This is a genomic window from Candidatus Berkiella cookevillensis, from assembly GCF_001431315.2.
GTDB classification, from domain to species: domain Bacteria; phylum Pseudomonadota; class Gammaproteobacteria; order Berkiellales; family Berkiellaceae; genus Berkiella_A; species Berkiella_A cookevillensis.
Genome location: NZ_LKHV02000001.1, coordinates 2,592,341 through 2,608,512, shown reverse-complemented (window position 1 = coordinate 2,608,512; position 16,172 = coordinate 2,592,341). Strand labels below are relative to the sequence as shown.

The window sequence follows — 16,172 nt, the reverse complement described above, 5'->3', positions numbered from 1 at the left end:
CAGTTGATCTTGTATTATGTTAAAACTTCAGTTTATGGCCAATCAGCAAAAGGGATTCGCACAATGAAAGCAAAAGTAGCGCTTGTTACCGGCGGAACAGGTGGGATAGGTACAGAAATATGTAAAGCATTATATAAACGAGGTGCGCGTGTTGTAGCGGGTTATAATGGTGGTGGCAATAGTGCGGCTGCGTTAGCGTGGCAAGCAAAAATGCGAGAATTAGATTTTAATATAGAAGTATTTTATGGTGATGTTTCAAACTTTGAATCCGCTGCTGGATTGATTGAAGCGGTTGAAAAAAATGTAGGCCCTATAGATATTCTTGTCAATAATGCAGGGATCACACGAGATACAACCTTAAAAAAAATGGATCTCATCAATTGGGACATGGTATTGCGCACAAATTTAGATTCAATTTTTAATGTTACGCGCCAAGTGATTCAAGGCATGATGGACAGAGGATTTGGTAGAATTATTAGTATTTCATCTATCAATGGCCAAAAGGGGCAATTTGGACAAACCAATTATGCGGCTGCAAAAGCAGGTATATATGGATTTACCAAGTCACTTGCTTTGGAAGTTGCCAATAAAGGTGTAACCGTGAATGCCGTTTCTCCTGGCTATGTTGCGACTGAAATGGTTAAACAAATGCCGGAAAAAGTGATTGAACAAATTGTTGCTCAGATTCCTGTGGGCAGATTGGCCAATCCAGATGAAATTGCACGCCTTGTTGCATTTCTTGCAGAGGATGCCTCAGGATTTATTACAGGTTCAAATTTTGCCATTAATGGTGGCCAACACATGTATTAATCTATGAGTTCTCGTTATTAGGAATTTCATAACAAAGTGGCTATTCGCCCCCTAATCCCGATAGACGAAAAGAACGTTTGTTTTCTGTTCAATATGGCTCAAGAAGGGACGTTCCGTGATCCGGAATGAGTAGTTACCATTAAAATTAGGATAATGATCAATGATTGACACCACAAATGAAACAAGTTTGGATACAGAAAAAGATTTTCGCATCATCAAAAAATACCCAAACAGAAGACTGTATGATACAGCGATTAGTAGCTATATTACACTTGAAGATGTAAAACGATTAGTAATTGAGCAAGTTGCAATTCGTGTTATCGAAGCAAGAACGCAAGCAGATATTACGCATAACACATTATTACAAATTATTTTAGAGCAAGAAGAGAATGGCCCTCCTTTATTCACAACCGAATTATTGCAGCAAATGATTCGATTTTATGGTGATTCTATGCATAACATGTTTGGCGACATGTTTGAGCAAGGTATGAAATATTTTTCACAGCAACAACAAGCATGGCAAAAAAATATTTTTGCGCAATCCGCAGCACCTACGAGTAGCACCGATCCAGCACAGGCACTTTCAGAATTTACCAAAAACAATGTAAATCAATGGCAGCAATTTCAAAAAATGTGGTTGCAGAATTTCCAAGGCTGGGCAACTTCTTTTAACAATCAGAAGGATCCAGCGGATTTTAGCCATGTGGCCAAAGAGCCAGAAATGAGTGAAAAATAAACAGTGTGAAATTTGTTTGACTGACTTGATTGATTGAGTCTATCCTTGAAATCACAAGCTGCTGCAATGCAAAAATAGAACAAAGGGAGAATCCAATGACAGCGAATATGTTTGAACAGTGGGCTAAAATGAGTAAATCAACAACGGAACCCATGCTTGAGTTTGGTGCGCTATGTACTCGTTTCTGGAGCGATCTTGCTAAACAAAATTTGCAAGCGGGTAGTGACTTTGTTCAGTCTCAATCTGAACAGTTAGGTCATTTAGCACAAGCTAAAAGCCCTGAAGAGTTTATGGCACAGCAAACGAAATGGGCTAATAAACAAGCACCTAAGGCTTTTGAATACGCTGAGCAAACACTTGCAACAGCGCAAGAAGGCATTAAAGAGTGTGGTAAGTTTTATCAGAAATATGCCAGCCAATTTAACAAGCCAGATTTAAAGACAACACAAAAATAGTAAAGCGTTGCTCTTAATCTGATTATATCAGGGTGAACACAGTGTGTTTGCCCTGAAAATTTTGATAGTAGTTATCCCGCTTTGTAGCCGAATAACGTTTTCATAAAAATTTCCAGTGCTTTAAAAAAATCTGATTGAGCCAAATGTGGATCAATGCTGCCTGTAATTAATAAATAGAGCTGAACCCAGCTAAAGAGCGTTGCAATCAATAGGATGATGAATCCTAAGCCCATCCCCAATAAGCTAAAGCCCCATAAGGGGCTGACTAAGAATGTGTATAGCATAGATGTGAATTCGGGATTTGCCACACATAGATTAATAGCGGTGATACTCAAGATTACCCAAGTGGTGATTAAGAGTGCATACGCGCTATAAAACTTCATGCAAGTAGAGCCTTGAAATAAGATTTGAGTACGATCGTGGACTCAGTGTAACGTTTGGAAACAAGCAAAGTCAAGTTTGTTAACTGGTTTTTGAGCTGTGCGCATTATTATTCATGCCATGTTGTAAATGATTCAACCGTCTCTCGTTCAGTTCTGTATTGATTAACAGCTTCTGACCAATCAGCAAATCCAATAGAAAGCCCGCAGACAATATGAAATTGCGTTGATAACCCTAACAGTGCTCGAATAATATCAGGATACTCTGCAAGTGCGGCTTGAGGACAGGTTTCCAGTCCTAGGCCTCGGGCAGCTAGCATGATGTTTTGAATAAACATACCGATGTCCATCCATGAACCCGTACAAAGCTTTGCATCCATATACACAATCATGGCACAGGGCGCATCAAAAAAAGCATAATTTTTATACCATTGGGCTTTTCGTTTTTCTATATCATCTTTACGAATGTTTAAGGCACCATACAATGCCATGCCACATTGCTGGCGTCTTGTTTTGTAGGGATCAAACCAATTGCTTGGGTAATATGGGTAGTCAGGATTTTCTGCCACACCCGTTTCTCGCGCAAGAATGAAGCGTTCAGTGATTTGTTTGCGTACACGATCGCCAAGTACTGCAACACGCCAGGGTTGGGTGTTCACACCCGAGGGAGCCCACCTAGCGATCTCTAGAACTTGAGCGATCGTGTCTTGCGATACAGGCTTATCAAGAAAAGCCCGAACAGAGCGCCTTTCTTTGATTGCAGAAATAACATCCATAAAATAAAAATTTATCTTTTAGTTGTTTGTGAACTGAACTATCGACCTTGCTTTTCTCTGACTTCGGCCAGTGTTTTGCAGTCAATGCATAACGTTGCTGTAGGTCTGGCTTCTAATCGACGTATACCGATTTCAATGCCACATTCTTCACAAAAACCATAATCACCACTATCTACCAATTTAATAGATGAATCGATTTTGTTGATGAGTTTGTATTCGCGATCACGGGCACGTAAGCGTAATGCAAATGTCTCTTCAAGCGTTGCTTGATCGCTGACATCTGCTGGGACTTCAGCCGCCTGTGATTTTAGCTCATGAATGGTATCGTCGCCGCCCTGTAATAAGGCATTTTTCCAAATATTTAATAAATTTCGGAAATGATCTAGTTGCGCCTTACACATATATTCTTCGTCTGCTTTAGACTCATAAGGTTTTACCCCATAAGAGAGCAGCGTCTGTGATGTGCTGGGTTCAGACGGATTGGATGATTTTGTATTTTTTTTCTTTTCTGTACCATCGCGTTTAACTTCTGTAGACATGGCACTCTCCTTCCTGAAGTAACAGGTCGCCTTGGAACGACGAACATCTATATCAGTTTTATCTATGAATGGCAAATTTCAGATTAAGTTCCCAATCATAAGATTTATTATGCAGCTGATAAAACTATGTTTTTTTCATTATAAGGAGCGAATATACACGTAATAAATTATAATGGCTATAGCTAATTACCCTTAAACAATACCGTACTTATACACACTGCTTATAAATTTAAGTTTAAATAATAACTGAAACTAGTCTACATTTATAATTAGGTGATAAACTTATATAAAATACACAAGAAAACAGATATGAAGTTTCCAAGCCCATTACAAGAAGCCATCTTACTAAAGCGTTATAAACGCTTTTTGGCAGATATTGTGTTAGCAAATCAAGAGAAGCACACCATTTATTGTCCCAATGCCGGTAATTTGATTGGCTGTAATGTTTTGGGGAGCCGAGTATGGTTTTCTCGTTGCTCAAATCCAAATAAAACTTACCATGATACTTGGGAACTTGTAGAAATAGAGGGAGGTAAGTTGGTCTGTGTAAATCATCAACGTGCTAAACAAATTATCTTAGATGGTATTGCCACAAATGTAATTGCCCCCCTAAGTGGCTATCAGCATGTATTGTCTGATGTAAAATTTAACAATCAGAAATTTGATTTCTTATTATCAGAATATCCACATTTTAATGACAAAGAGAAACTGTCAGAGGCTCCTAAACATGACAATTGTTTTGTCGTTGTGCAAAGTGTCACCATGGGAGATGAAATTCATCGTGGTTTTTACCCAGATACAGATGATAAGCGTATTACCAAACAATTATCTGCCTTAATTGCTGCCAAAGAGCTGGGGTATCGTGCAGTTTGGGTATATTGTGTAATGAATACAGGTATTAATAAAATATTTCCCGCCGATCATATCAATCCTGATTTTGGCTGCTTATTAAGACAAGCTGTTATTCGTGGGGTAGAAGTGATGGCTTATCGAGTTCATATTACTTTAGAAGAAATGGTCGTCACCGAACCTGTGGAAGTGTGCATTCCTGCGAGGATGCTGTATACGCCTCGCTCTGAAAAAAGTGATTAATGCTCTTTGCAGTTTTACTTTATACTACGTTGCTTTCTTCGTTCGCAAAGCGAACATGTTCTCACTTTGTAAAGGGAGAGGCTCGTGCGGCGTAGCTGCACCGAGCAGAGGGATTTAGCTGTTTGACCTTAAATCCACAGCATAAATCCCCCTTGCGCACTTGTCAGTGCGCGTCCCCCTTCAAAAAGTGGGATTTTTTATTCGCTTCGCTCATCAAGCGTTCTGTTAAAAATATAACTCTGTAGCTTAATCAAAAATGTGACTAAGAGACAGAACGGTTACTGCGGTGATTAGGTTACCCCCCGCAACACATAGGGTTTCTTGTTCAGTTAATTGCTTCATGTTAATCCCCTATAGCATCTATGACTTCATTGTTTGTGACAAAAGTTGTTATGCTTTTCTCTTGCGGCGTTAGTGCATCAAAATTGTTCAATTGAGAACGAACAACCTCAATGGTTGCATCGGATACTTGCTTTAATTTTTGCCTTTTTTCTAATCGTGCGACAAGTTCATTTAAGTCTGCATCAAAAGCAAATATTTTGAAGGGTACTTTTAGGTCTTGTGCAAGAGAAGCAAATAAAGCGCGTTGCCAAAACTTAATACAAGTCGCATCAATAATGACGGATTGCCCTTGGTGGAGATAAAGTTTTGCATATTCTCTTAATTTTTCAAAAACAGTTTGCGATGTTTCCTCGCTATAAACAATGGCTTTTTGCGTGTCTGGTGTAGGCTCATAGAGTGGCAAGTTGAGTAATTGTTTGCGCACAACATCTGAACGCAAACGAAGAGCGCCTTGTTGTGTCATCAATTTTTGTGTGTAGCTAGATTTTCCAGAACCTGAGACGCCAACCGTAATGCTTAAAGTGGGTTGATTTTCTGCTAAGAATTTTTCTGCAAGATGAATGAAGGTGCCTAGTTCTTGATACAGTTGTTGATATTGAGATGACGCAGGATCCGTTTGTGCCATTTGAAAGCCTGTGATCTTTGCGCGAACCATTGCTCTGTAACAAGCATAAAAAGATAGTAAGGCCAACCCCTCATAATCGCCACTGATTTCAAGATAATGATTAATAAACATATAGGCAAGATCGGGTAAATTTTTATGCATTAAATCCATAAAAAGAAAACCCACATCATTCATTGTATCGGTCCAACGAAAATCTTCATTAAACTCAATGCAGTCAAAAATAACTGGCGTATCATTGATAAGGACAATATTACCTAAGTGAACATCGCCATGAGTTGCACGAATCCACCCATCCTTTTTTCTACGCTCTAGAATATTTTGCAGGGATTTATTTTTTTCTTCAGTAATAGATGATAATTTTTTGAGTGTTGCATGCCACGGTTGGGTAATGGGCATATTAAAAAGTGCTTGAAAATTATCTCGCATGGGGGCAATGACTGCTGTGAGTGTGCCATATGCGCTTTCTGGTGCAGCCTTTTCTGCGTTAATATGAAAGGATGCGAGTTGCTCTGCAATACCTTTTATTATTTTTGCTGTTAAACGATTTTCAGATGCCATGAATGACAGCATATGTTCTTGGCTAAATTGATGCATCTTAATTGCATATTCAATCGGTGCAGAAGTGCCATTCAGTTCAGGATTTATTGTTGTCCCTGTAATTGCAACAACATCGATGTAAAGATCAGGGGCAAGTCGCTTGTTCAGTGTGGTTTCAAGTTCGCAATAGTATTTGCGTTTTTCTAAAGTAGTAAAATCCTGGAAACCTAAATTTAGAGGTTTTTTGATTTTATAGGCGTAGTTACCTGTTAAAATGATCCAAGACAAATGTGTTTGGATCATTTCAAATTGATGAATTTCATGCGGATAAATACGAGGGTTTTGCAGCGTCTGAATGAATGAAGCATCCATTTTTTTTCTCCTAACCCAAATGTGTTTTTAAGCTCAGAAAAGCAGCATCAAAAGCAGATAATGCTTCGTCAAGCACTGCTTGATCATGTGCGCTAGATAAAAATGCGCTTTCATAAGCAGAGGGGCCTAAATAGATGCCTTTTTCTAGGAGTACGTGGTATATATGTTGAAATTGCGCAACATCGGTTGTCATGGCTTGTTCGAACGAGTTTACTTTAGCTTCTTTGCTAAAGAATAGGCTAAACATTCCGGTTACCGCATTAATGACAAGTGGAATACCATGCTCTTTTGCTTGAGCACTTAAGGTATTTACAAAGAATTCGGTCTTTGCTTGTAAATGCTTATAAAAATCAGGTTGTTGCAATTGTGTGAGTGTTGCAATACCCGCACTCATCGCAACAGGATTGCCAGACAAGGTGCCGGCTTGATACACAGGGCCAACAGGCGCAAGATGATCCATAATAGCAGCTTTGCCACCCACGGCACCCACAGGCATGCCACCACCAATAATTTTTCCAAGCGTCGTGAGATCGGGCGTAATATTATAGTGACCTTGTGCACCCGTTAAGCCTACTCTAAAGCCTGTAATGACTTCATCAAAGATCAGAACAGCCCCATAAGCATCACACAGTTTGCGTAAAGCCATTAAAAATTCTGTATCAGCAGGGATGCAGCCTACATTGCCTGCAATGGGTTCAATAATAACCGCTGCAATATTTTCGCCATTTTGTGAAAATACTTCATATAATTTTTCTTTATCATTGAATGGGAGATTGAGCGTATGTTCTGTGAGGGAGCTGGGTATGCCTGGAGAGCTAGGCTGTCCAAAAGTCAGTGCGCCTGAGCCTGCTTTAACCAATAAACTATCGTTATGACCATGATAGCAGCCTTCAAATTTGATAATTTTATCTCGTCCGGTATAGCCTCTTGCAAGACGAATTGCTGTCATTGTTGCTTCGGTGCCTGAACTGACCATGCGTACTTTTTCTATGGAAGGGATTAAAGTGCAGATAAGATTTGCTAATTCAACCTCCTGAGAGCAAGGGGCACCAAAAGACATACACTGTTGCAGTGTAGAGCGTACGCTTTCAAGCACAGCGGGATGTTGATGTCCCAAGATCATGGGTCCCCAAGATCCTATAAAATCGATATAGGATTTACCATCTACATCATATAGGTGTGCGCCATTGGCTTTTGAGAAAAAGATGGGGGTGCTGTTAACGCCTTTAAATGAGCGAACGGGTGAATTAACGCCACCTGGAATAACGGTTTTTGCTTTTTCAAATAGAATTTCTGAGTAGCTCATTATGTCTGCCTGTGTCTATAAATATAAGTGTTGAAAGTGCCAAGATAAAATATATCTGACTAACATTTTTTGCCCGTAAATTTTGAGTAGTGTAACATAGCTGGCTCTTCGCTTAAGCGACTAGATGTGAGAAAATTTCAGCCTTTAAAAATATCATTCTATAAACTAAGAACTTAAATATGAGAAAATTTATGTGTTTGTTATGTGGCTTTATCTATGATGAAGCTTTGGGCTGGCCTGATGAAGGTATTGAGCCAGGCACGAAATGGGAGGAGATCCCATTGACTTGGTGCTGCCCAGACTGCGGTGCAATGAAAGAAGATTTTGAAATGGTTGAAATTTAAGATTAAGAGGCCAAGCTTTCTTTTTAAGAAAAGCTTGGCTTTAAAACGGCGAGTAAAACCGCAGCAAATAAAATAATGGACGGGAACTCGTTGAGTATTCTATAGAAGCGAGCACTGTGTGTATTTTTGCCGGCTTGAAAGCTTAGAAGTTGTTTTAATAAATAAAAGTGATAAATAATCAAAGCAAGGACAAGCGTCATTTTAAGATGCAGCCATGGTTGAGTCGCAAAGTATTCATGTCCAAGCAGTGTAAGTAGCCAAACACCAAAACCAATGGTTAATAATGCGCCTGGGGTCATAATAATCCAAAAGAGTTTTTTCTCCATTTTGCAAAATCGTTGGTAATGCACGGTTTCATCCTTTGTGATTTCACAGTGGTAGACAAATAATCTAGGTAAGTAGAAGAGGCCTGCAAACCAAGTCACCATGAAAATAATATGTAAAGCTTTAACCCAAAGCATTTTTTCTCTTATTTTTAGATTTTAGGAAAGGCACTATTCTACACGCAAAACCTAAAATTCGAATGTGAAGCGTACATTGAGGATAAAAATTGCTGCTGAAGATGAGATAGTAGTAAAATATAAGAAATTAACATAACCTACTTAATATATGACAGGTATTAAGCACAAAGCCTATAATGCCTTACAATAAATCACTAAGCATATCATTTAAATGATGAGGTTTTATGAGTAACAATGTCCATCCAGGACTTTCAATCAGTGCAGCTGCGCTTAAACGCGTAGAGGAGTTGATTCAAGACGAAGAAAATCCCGCTTTGCAGCTGCGCGTTTATATTTCGGGCGGCGGTTGTGCTGGTTTTCAGTATGGTTTTACCTTTGATTCATCCCAGCAGCCCGATGATGTTATTACTGAAATCCCATTAGATGAGACTCAAACGAATAGCATCAAAATAGCCGTCGATCCCGTTAGCATGACGTATTTAGAGGGCGCGGAGATTGACTTTGTAGAGAATTTGCAAGGATCGCGTTTTAAAATTAATAACCCGAATGCACAAACAACGTGTAGTTGTGGTTCGTCTTTTTCTTTGGATCTTTAAGCTTTGCTTAAGTGACAATTTGATTTTACTGCTGAGGGGGAAAATAAGTTCCTCCGCAGCTTGGTGCTCTGACGCCGGTTGTGTTTGGAAAACTAATGGGCAGCTTATGCAAAGAGCGAACTGCCAAATAAGCAAATAACTCAGCTTCCATTGCTGTACTACTCCAACCCACTTCATCCGCCGTATTGATTGTAATTTTTTTATCTAAGTAGCTTTTTAAGCGTGTTGTCATTTCTTCTAATATGACAGGATTTTGCCATCCACCTCCTGCAAGCACCCAATGTCTAGGGGGAGGGATGTTAAGAGCCAACACACTTTTGATAATAGAATCAGCTGTAAAAGCCTCTAAAGTTCTGGCTGCATCTTCTAAGCTTAAGGCTTGTACTTCAGGAATAAGCCTTAAATCCCCATAATCAAGAGATTTAGGTGGTGGTAGGGAAAAATAGTTCTGATTGTTTTTAAAAATACTTTTTGCGTATAAGGCTTGCAGCACTTCGGGATGCACCACGCCTTTTTTTCCATAATGCCCGTCTTTATCCATAAAGGCTGTGCCGGCAGTTCGTTGTCGAATAAGGCTATCAACCAATCCATTGCCTGGACCTGTGTCAAAACCAATGAGATCTGAGTTTTGTTCGCCATTAATAAGGGTGATATTTGCGATGCCGCCGCAATTAACAACGGCTAATGGAATTTTTTTATCACGAATAGCGAGCGCTTGATGATAAATAGGGGCAAAAGGTGCACCTTGTCCGCCCGTGGCAATATCTTGGCTGCGAAAATCATTGATAACAGGTATGGTGAGTTGATTGGCAAGTGATTGGCCATTGCCAAGGATAATAGAAATTTTTTCATGGGGCTGATGAAACATGGCTTGTCCGTGGTAGCCAATTACCCTAATTTGAGTGGCAGATAGTCCTGTTTTTTCTAAAAGCGCGTTTACTGCTAAAGCATGTTGGTGGGTAGAATGCTTTACTACATCTTCAATTTGTATGGGGGTGGTTTTATAGGCGATCTTTAAATAATCATAGAGTTGTATGATGGTTTGGGTGAGCTTTGTGCCGGTGAGGCATAAAGTATTTTGTAAATACTGTGACAAGCTTTCATGATAACTTGCATTCGCGTTTCTCAGATTTCCTTTTGCTTGTTTGATAGCATATTCAGTTGCTTTGAGTAGTAGTGCAAAAGAAGCATCGTAGGACAGAGAAAAATGAGCAATCGATTGTAGCATCATAGGGGTGCCATCTGTTTCAATCAGAGCGGCATCAATGCCATCCATAGACGTGCCACTCATTAAGCCGATGCTATACATGAATTATCCTTTATTGGCAACTTCATTGGTTGCAAACTGTACGCGTTCATAGGTATCCATTACAGCAAGATAAGATTGTGTTTGTTTTATATACTCTCGCTTTCTATTGTCTGGAACACCATTTGCATTTGGCAATGTGACAGTAAGTGGATTCTTATGCACATTGTTAATACGAAATTCGTAATGTAAATGAGGGCCAGAGGCAAGTCCTGTGCTGCCGACATAACCAATCAGTTGTCCTTGTTTCACGGGCTTTCCTACTTTGAGATCTTTTGCAAAGCGAGATAAATGACCATACAAGGTGCTGTATTGAGAGCCATGTTGCAAAATAATGGTATTTCCATAACCACCTTTTTTGCCCACAAAGATGATTTTCCCATTGCCGGCTGCTTTGACAGGTGTGCCATGCGGGGCTGCATAATCAACGCCTTTGTGCGCCCTGATTTTATGTAAAATGGGGTGTTTGCGATTTAAATTAAAATGAGAACTAATTCTTGTATATTCTACAGGGGTTCTGATGAATGCTTTTTTCAGGCTGTTCCCATCTGCGCCATAATAGCCACTGTTTCCATCCGCATCTTTGTAATAAAAAGCGTGGTATTTTTTACCTTGAGAAGTAAATTCTGCCGCTAGGATAGGGCCTACGCCAATTTTCTCACCTTCAACATATTGTTCTTCAAAGAGAACGCGAAAGGCATCTCCGGGTCTGATATCAAGCGCAAAATCGATATCATAGGCAAAAATCTTGGCAAGCTCCATAATAAGTTTGTCTGTTAGCTTTGCTTTTTTGCCCGCCATATAAAGAGAATCGGTAATCTTGCTACTGCCGTAAGAGGTTTTTCGTTCAACTGGCTTATTAATGATCTCACTGGTAAAAGTATTGTTACTGTCCCTTTTAATCAACAAGCTTTTAAAACCATCTATTTTCAAACAGAGATTCTTTAGCTTGTTTTCAAGATCGAATTCAAAGTTTAACTCTTGGCCAGGCTGAATCTTTTTGAGTTGCTGTGCATGTTTGACCGTGTTTAAGACTTCATGCAGCTCAACAGCAGACACATTTGCTTGTTGAAAATAGTGCGCTAAATTACCGCCAGGTTGGATGGTAAAGCTTTGGCTACTGAGTTTTGCAACAGAAGAAATGAGTTCAGGATCGATGGTTTTTGATTTGGTTTCAGAGCTTACTTCCTCTGCGGGTTCTGTTGTATTTTGCTCATAGTCGAGCATTTCATCAGAACTATTCACGGATGGGAAATCAGGTACAGCCACAGAAAAGGATAAGGATTCTTCATCAAATGTAGGGTTATCAATAGAGGTAGTTGACCACCATTGAGCAGAGCGCCATACAACAGCAAAAAGTAACAGGCCTATAGCAAGGGGCCATTTCCAATGGGATACTTTTCGTTTGCGCGTTTTTGAAATTGCAGAAACGCTGTTTTTAAAATCGGTTTTAATATGTCTAATAACTTGCATTGACAATATATCTACCTTAAGTTAATCCCCAATTGGGATAAATGCAATTTTTGTGTTTGGTGGCATACAAATATCTTTGATATGGTTAGTATTTTATCTTAATTTAGTTTTAAGCAGAATTAAATTTATGTTGAGCGATAAGGGCGTAGAATGAATAGTGACAAAACCGCGTTAGATGAAATATTGCGTGGTACAGAAGAAGTGCTTGTTAAAGATGAATTGATTGAAAAATTAAAATTAAATCGTCCTTTGCGTGTCAAAGCTGGCTTTGATCCCACCGCACCTGATTTACATCTTGGGCATACCGTGCTCATTAATAAGTTAAAACAATTCCAAATGTTAGGCCACGAAGTTGTTTTTTTGATAGGAGACTTTACTGGCAGAATTGGGGATCCAACAGGTAAAAATATTACACGCCAACCTTTGACAGAAGCAGAAGTGCAAGAGAATGCGAAAACCTATGCATCACAAATTTTTAAAATCTTGGACAAAGATAAAACGAAGATAATGTTTAACTCTGAGTGGCTAGGGGCTTTGGGGGCTAAAGATCTCATTCAGCTCGCTGCTCAATATAATGTGGCTCGTATGTTAGAGCGAGAAGACTTTTCAACGCGTTATAAAAACGGCCAGCCCATTGCTATCCATGAATTTCTCTATCCTTTGCTTCAGGGATATGACTCCGTTGAACTAAAAGCAGATATAGAATTGGGCGGAACAGATCAGAAGTTCAATCTATTAGTAGGGCGAGAATTACAAAAAAATAATGGTCAGTTACCTCAAGTGGTTATGACAATGCCATTACTAGAAGGCTTAGATGGTGTTAAAAAGATGTCTAAGTCGTTAGGTAACTACATAGGTATTGCAGAACAGCCTAATGATATGTTTGGTAAAATCATGTCGCTTTCAGATGATTTGATGTGGCGATACTACGATTTGATCAGTTTAAAATCACTTGCAGAAATAAAAGCATTGAAAGCACAAGTGCAGGCTGGCTTAAATCCCAAAGAAGTAAAAGTATTATTAGCTAAAGAAATCATTGAACGATTTCATAGTGTGGATGCAGCAGCAGAAGCTGAAGCAGCGTTCAATCATTTGTTTAAAGAAAAACAAATCCCAAATGATATTCCTGAATTTGTTTTTAAAGATAAGCCAGAAGATTATCCGCTTGCGAACGTCATGAAAGATAGTGATCTTTCTTCGAGTACATCTGAAGCACTACGTATGATTAAGCAAGGTGCTGTGCGTATTAATGGTGAGAAGGTGGACGTAGCAAGTCATCTATTACCTATAGATGAGTTCTTTGTTTTGCAAGTGGGTAAAAGAAAGTTTGCTAAGATACGAATTGCGAAAATAATTTAAAAAGTACTAGCTTTATGTTCATGATCTGATTAATATGCACCTCACATTTCGGCAACGAGGTGTAGCAGATGAAAGTGAAAACAGATTGAAAAATAAAATAAAAAATCTTGTTGACACTAGCGAAGAAAAGCGTAAAATCTGCATCCTCTCAGTAGAGAGATGAAGCAGATAAATGTGAAAACAGATTGAAAAGTAAAATGAAAAATCTTGTTGACACTGACGAAGAAAAGCGTAGAATCTGCATCCTCTCGATAGCGAGACGAAGCAGATAAAAGTGAAGGTAGATTAGAAAGTAAAATAAAAAATCTTCTTGACACTAGCGAAGAAAAGCGTAAAATCTGCATCCTCTCAGTAAAGAGAGTGGCAGATGAAAGTGAAAACAGATTGAAAAGTAAAATGAAAAATCTTGTTGACACTGACGAAGAAAAGCGTAAAATCTGCATCCTCTTCAGCAAAACAGTCAAGTTAAAAGGCTTGAAAAGATGCTGAGAAGGGTTGAAAAAAGAGGTTGACAAAATATCTGAAGAAGATAAAATAGCCGCCTCTAAGAAGCGAAAGCGTGTATGTTCTTTAACAAATTATCAATCATGTTATAAATGTGGGCACTTGTTGCAACATTTGAGTAAATAAATTTTGCGAATCAGCCTTAAACGGTTGGTGAAGCAAGCCAAGATAGGCGAAAGGCTTAACGGTCTTAGCCAAAAACTTTAATTGAAGAGTTTGATCATGGCTCAGATTGAACGCTAGCGGTATGCTTAACACATGCAAGTCGAACGGTAGCAGGTCTAGCTTGCTAGATGCTGACGAGTGGCGGACGGGTGAGTAATGCGTAGGAATCTACCTTATAGTGGGGGATAACTTGGGGAAACTTAAGCTAATACCGCATGTGCCTTACGGGGTAAAGCAGGGGACTTTCGGGCCTTGTGCTATAAGATGAGCCTACGTCGGATTAGCTAGTTGGTAGGGTAAAGGCCTACCAAGGCTACGATCCGTAGCTGGTCTGAGAGGATGACCAGCCACACTGGGACTGAGACACGGCCCAGACTCCTACGGGAGGCAGCAGTGGGGAATATTGGACAATGGGCGAAAGCCTGATCCAGCAATACCGCGTGTGTGAAGAAGGCCTGCGGGTTGTAAAGCACTTTCAGTGGGGAGGAAGGTCTTGATGTTAATACCATCGAGAATTGACGTTACCCACAGAAGAAGCACCGGCTAACTCTGTGCCAGCAGCCGCGGTAATACAGAGGGTGCGAGCGTTAATCGGAATTACTGGGCGTAAAGAGTGCGTAGGTGGTTGGATAAGTCAGATGTGAAAGCCCTGGGCTTAACCTGGGAATTGCGTTTGATACTGTCTAGCTAGAGGATGGGAGAGGGAAGTGGAATTTCCGGTGTAGCGGTGAAATGCGTAGATATCGGAAGGAACACCAGTGGCGAAGGCGGCTTCCTGGACCATAACTGACACTGAGGCACGAAAGCGTGGGGAGCGAACAGGATTAGATACCCTGGTAGTCCACGCCGTAAACTATGAGAACTAGATGTTAGGTGGCTTAGACCATCTGGTATCGCAGCTAACGCGATAAGTTCTCCGCCTGGGGAGTACGGCCGCAAGGTTAAAACTCAAATGAATTGACGGGGGCCCGCACAAGCGGTGGAGCATGTGGTTTAATTCGATGCAACGCGAAGAACCTTACCTACCTTTGAATCCACGGAATCTCGCAGAGATGTGAGAGTGCCTTCGGGAACCGTGAGACAGGTGCTGCATGGCTGTCGTCAGCTCGTGTCGTGAGATGTTGGGTTAAGTCCCGTAACGAGCGCAACCCTTGTCCTTAGTTACCAGCGAGTTATGTCGGGGACTTTAAGGAGACTGCCGGTGATAAACCGGAGGAAGGTGGGGATGACGTCAAGTCCTCATGGCCCTTACAGGTAGGGCTACACACGTGCTACAATGGCCGGTACAAAGGGTTGCCAACCCGCGAGGGGGAGCTAATCTCAAAAAGCTGGTCGTAGTCCGGATTGGAGTCTGCAACTCGACTCCATGAAGCTGGAATCGCTAGTAATCGTGGATCAGAATGCCACGGTGAATACGTTCTCGGGCCTTGTACACACCGCCCGTCACACCATGGGAGTGGGTTGTACCAGAAGCAGGTAGACTAACCGCAAGGAGGTCGCTTACCACGGTATGATTCATGACTGGGGTGAAGTCGTAACAAGGTAGCCGTAGGGGAACCTGCGGCTGGATCACCTCCTTATCGATGAATACTCAAGCAATGAGTGCTCACATTTATAACATGGTTAATAATAGTAAAGAGAGCAAAGCACAAGCGATGCAGACCGCTAAGGTTAGCGCAAGTGCAACCAATATTGGGTCTGTAGCTCAGCTGGTTAGAGCGCACCCCTGATAAGGGTGAGGTCGGTGGTTCGAGTCCACCCAGACCCACCAGATAGAGGTCAATTTTCAGGTCTTTTTATGACGGCAAGAAATTGAAGGGGTCATAGCTCAGCTGGGAGAGCGCCTGCCTTGCACGCAGGAGGTCGTCGGTTCGATCCCGACTGGCTCCACCAAATTAAGCTCAAACAATATAATATTTTAAGAAGTATTAGTATTGTTTGCGCTTAAAAATGCAAAATTTGTTCTTTAAAAATTCGGAAATCACGCAATGGGC

The 16,172-nt window shown here is 40.5% G+C and carries 15 protein-coding genes, 2 tRNA genes and 1 rRNA gene; 10 read left to right on the top strand and 8 right to left on the bottom strand.

The features are described 5' to 3' along the window. The first annotated feature begins 63 nt into the window (after positions 1 to 63). The 3 genes from phbB to CC99x_RS11100 all read left to right on the top strand — a co-directional run bounded on the left by phbB (position 64) and on the right by CC99x_RS11100 (position 2,001). Positions 64 to 810: an acetoacetyl-CoA reductase gene (phbB, locus tag CC99x_RS11110; RefSeq protein WP_057624208.1), complete on the top strand. Its 747-nt coding sequence runs from the start codon at positions 64 to 66 to the stop codon at positions 808 to 810. Positions 811 to 970: 160 nt separating this feature from the next. Beyond that, positions 971 to 1,546 (top strand): polyhydroxyalkanoate synthesis repressor PhaR, encoded by a 576-nt coding sequence (gene phaR / locus CC99x_RS11105; RefSeq protein ID WP_057624207.1) that lies wholly within the window; start codon positions 971 to 973, stop codon positions 1,544 to 1,546. A gap of 95 nt (positions 1,547 to 1,641) precedes the next feature. Continuing rightward, positions 1,642 to 2,001, top strand: a complete 360-nt coding sequence (locus CC99x_RS11100) for a phasin family protein (RefSeq protein ID WP_057624206.1) — start codon at positions 1,642 to 1,644, stop codon at positions 1,999 to 2,001. Positions 2,002 to 2,072: 71 nt separating this feature from the next. Here CC99x_RS11100 and CC99x_RS11095 read toward each other — a convergent pair whose 3' ends face one another. From CC99x_RS11095 to dksA, 3 genes are all read right to left on the bottom strand, one after another. Next, positions 2,073 to 2,384, bottom strand: coding sequence for a hypothetical protein (locus tag CC99x_RS11095; protein ID WP_057624205.1), 312 nt, complete (start codon positions 2,382 to 2,384; stop codon positions 2,073 to 2,075). A 107-nt stretch (positions 2,385 to 2,491) separates the two neighbouring features. Further along, positions 2,492 to 3,157 carry a nitroreductase gene (locus CC99x_RS11090; RefSeq protein ID WP_057624204.1) on the bottom strand — a complete coding sequence of 222 codons (666 nt, stop codon included), beginning with the start codon at positions 3,155 to 3,157 and terminating at the stop codon, positions 2,492 to 2,494. Positions 3,158 to 3,195: 38 nt separating this feature from the next. Next, on the bottom strand, positions 3,196 to 3,696 hold the full coding sequence (gene dksA / locus CC99x_RS11085) for an RNA polymerase-binding protein DksA (RefSeq protein WP_057624203.1): 501 nt from the start codon (positions 3,694 to 3,696) through the stop codon (positions 3,196 to 3,198). Between the two features lie 309 nt (positions 3,697 to 4,005). Between dksA and sfsA the strand changes: the two genes are divergently transcribed. Beyond that, complete coding sequence (gene sfsA / locus CC99x_RS11080) at positions 4,006 to 4,788, top strand: DNA/RNA nuclease SfsA (protein ID WP_057624202.1); 783 nt, start codon at positions 4,006 to 4,008, stop codon at positions 4,786 to 4,788. 343 nt (positions 4,789 to 5,131) lie between these two features. On the opposite strand, the gene CC99x_RS11075 is transcribed toward sfsA, so the two are convergent. Together CC99x_RS11075 and hemL are read right to left on the bottom strand one after the other, a co-directional pair. Further along, a complete protein-coding gene (locus CC99x_RS11075) occupies positions 5,132 to 6,664 on the bottom strand; it encodes a bifunctional aminoglycoside phosphotransferase/ATP-binding protein (RefSeq protein WP_057624201.1) in 1,533 nt (510 codons plus the stop codon). Positions 6,665 to 6,674: 10 nt separating this feature from the next. Then, on the bottom strand, positions 6,675 to 7,970 hold the full coding sequence (gene hemL / locus CC99x_RS11070) for a glutamate-1-semialdehyde 2,1-aminomutase (RefSeq protein WP_057624200.1): 1,296 nt from the start codon (positions 7,968 to 7,970) through the stop codon (positions 6,675 to 6,677). A gap of 179 nt (positions 7,971 to 8,149) precedes the next feature. Between hemL and CC99x_RS11065 the strand changes: the two genes are divergently transcribed. Continuing rightward, on the top strand, positions 8,150 to 8,314 hold the full coding sequence (locus CC99x_RS11065) for a rubredoxin (RefSeq protein ID WP_057624199.1): 165 nt from the start codon (positions 8,150 to 8,152) through the stop codon (positions 8,312 to 8,314). 23 nt (positions 8,315 to 8,337) lie between these two features. On the opposite strand, the gene hemJ is transcribed toward CC99x_RS11065, so the two are convergent. Beyond that, a complete protein-coding gene (gene hemJ, locus CC99x_RS11060) occupies positions 8,338 to 8,775 on the bottom strand; it encodes a protoporphyrinogen oxidase HemJ (protein WP_057624198.1) in 438 nt (145 codons plus the stop codon). 224 nt (positions 8,776 to 8,999) lie between these two features. Between hemJ and erpA the strand changes: the two genes are divergently transcribed. After that, the gene (gene erpA / locus CC99x_RS11055; RefSeq protein ID WP_057624197.1) at positions 9,000 to 9,371 is read left to right on the top strand and encodes an iron-sulfur cluster insertion protein ErpA; all 372 of its coding nucleotides are present in this window, start codon (positions 9,000 to 9,002) and stop codon (positions 9,369 to 9,371) included. 25 nt (positions 9,372 to 9,396) lie between these two features. Here the strand turns inward: erpA and CC99x_RS11050 are convergent, their stop codons facing one another. Both CC99x_RS11050 and CC99x_RS11045 read right to left on the bottom strand, forming a co-directional pair. After that, complete coding sequence (locus tag CC99x_RS11050) at positions 9,397 to 10,680, bottom strand: anhydro-N-acetylmuramic acid kinase (protein ID WP_057624196.1); 1,284 nt, start codon at positions 10,678 to 10,680, stop codon at positions 9,397 to 9,399. 3 nt (positions 10,681 to 10,683) lie between these two features. After that, positions 10,684 to 12,150: a M23 family metallopeptidase gene (locus CC99x_RS11045; RefSeq protein WP_057624195.1), complete on the bottom strand. Its 1,467-nt coding sequence runs from the start codon at positions 12,148 to 12,150 to the stop codon at positions 10,684 to 10,686. Between the two features lie 150 nt (positions 12,151 to 12,300). Here CC99x_RS11045 and tyrS point away from each other — a divergent pair, with 150 nt between their 5' ends. From tyrS to CC99x_RS11025, 4 genes are all read left to right on the top strand, one after another. Continuing rightward, complete coding sequence (gene tyrS / locus CC99x_RS11040) at positions 12,301 to 13,509, top strand: tyrosine--tRNA ligase (RefSeq protein WP_057624194.1); 1,209 nt, start codon at positions 12,301 to 12,303, stop codon at positions 13,507 to 13,509. A 708-nt stretch (positions 13,510 to 14,217) separates the two neighbouring features. Further along, positions 14,218 to 15,758, top strand: a 16S ribosomal RNA gene (locus tag CC99x_RS11035). Between the two features lie 114 nt (positions 15,759 to 15,872). Further along, positions 15,873 to 15,949: transfer RNA gene (locus CC99x_RS11030), tRNA-Ile, on the top strand. 46 nt (positions 15,950 to 15,995) lie between these two features. Then, positions 15,996 to 16,071: transfer RNA gene (locus CC99x_RS11025), tRNA-Ala, on the top strand. Positions 16,072 to 16,172: the final 101 nt, after the last annotated feature.

What these genes read in the sequence shown, in the direction of transcription:
- phbB (WP_057624208.1), top strand. Translation starts at nt 64, where the DNA reads ATGAAAGCAAAAGTAGCGCTTGTTACCGGCGGAACAGGTGGGATAGGT.
- phaR (WP_057624207.1), top strand. Translation starts at nt 971, where the DNA reads ATGATTGACACCACAAATGAAACAAGTTTGGATACAGAAAAAGATTTT.
- CC99x_RS11100 (WP_057624206.1), top strand. Translation starts at nt 1,642, where the DNA reads ATGACAGCGAATATGTTTGAACAGTGGGCTAAAATGAGTAAATCAACA.
- CC99x_RS11095 (WP_057624205.1), bottom strand. Translation starts at nt 2,384, where the DNA reads ATGAAGTTTTATAGCGCGTATGCACTCTTAATCACCACTTGGGTAATC.
- CC99x_RS11090 (WP_057624204.1), bottom strand. Translation starts at nt 3,157, where the DNA reads ATGGATGTTATTTCTGCAATCAAAGAAAGGCGCTCTGTTCGGGCTTTT.
- dksA (WP_057624203.1), bottom strand. Translation starts at nt 3,696, where the DNA reads ATGTCTACAGAAGTTAAACGCGATGGTACAGAAAAGAAAAAAAATACA.
- sfsA (WP_057624202.1), top strand. Translation starts at nt 4,006, where the DNA reads ATGAAGTTTCCAAGCCCATTACAAGAAGCCATCTTACTAAAGCGTTAT.
- CC99x_RS11075 (WP_057624201.1), bottom strand. Translation starts at nt 6,664, where the DNA reads ATGGATGCTTCATTCATTCAGACGCTGCAAAACCCTCGTATTTATCCG.
- hemL (WP_057624200.1), bottom strand. Translation starts at nt 7,970, where the DNA reads ATGAGCTACTCAGAAATTCTATTTGAAAAAGCAAAAACCGTTATTCCA.
- CC99x_RS11065 (WP_057624199.1), top strand. Translation starts at nt 8,150, where the DNA reads ATGAGAAAATTTATGTGTTTGTTATGTGGCTTTATCTATGATGAAGCT.
- hemJ (WP_057624198.1), bottom strand. Translation starts at nt 8,775, where the DNA reads ATGCTTTGGGTTAAAGCTTTACATATTATTTTCATGGTGACTTGGTTT.
- erpA (WP_057624197.1), top strand. Translation starts at nt 9,000, where the DNA reads ATGAGTAACAATGTCCATCCAGGACTTTCAATCAGTGCAGCTGCGCTT.
- CC99x_RS11050 (WP_057624196.1), bottom strand. Translation starts at nt 10,680, where the DNA reads ATGTATAGCATCGGCTTAATGAGTGGCACGTCTATGGATGGCATTGAT.
- CC99x_RS11045 (WP_057624195.1), bottom strand. Translation starts at nt 12,150, where the DNA reads ATGCAAGTTATTAGACATATTAAAACCGATTTTAAAAACAGCGTTTCT.
- tyrS (WP_057624194.1), top strand. Translation starts at nt 12,301, where the DNA reads ATGAATAGTGACAAAACCGCGTTAGATGAAATATTGCGTGGTACAGAA.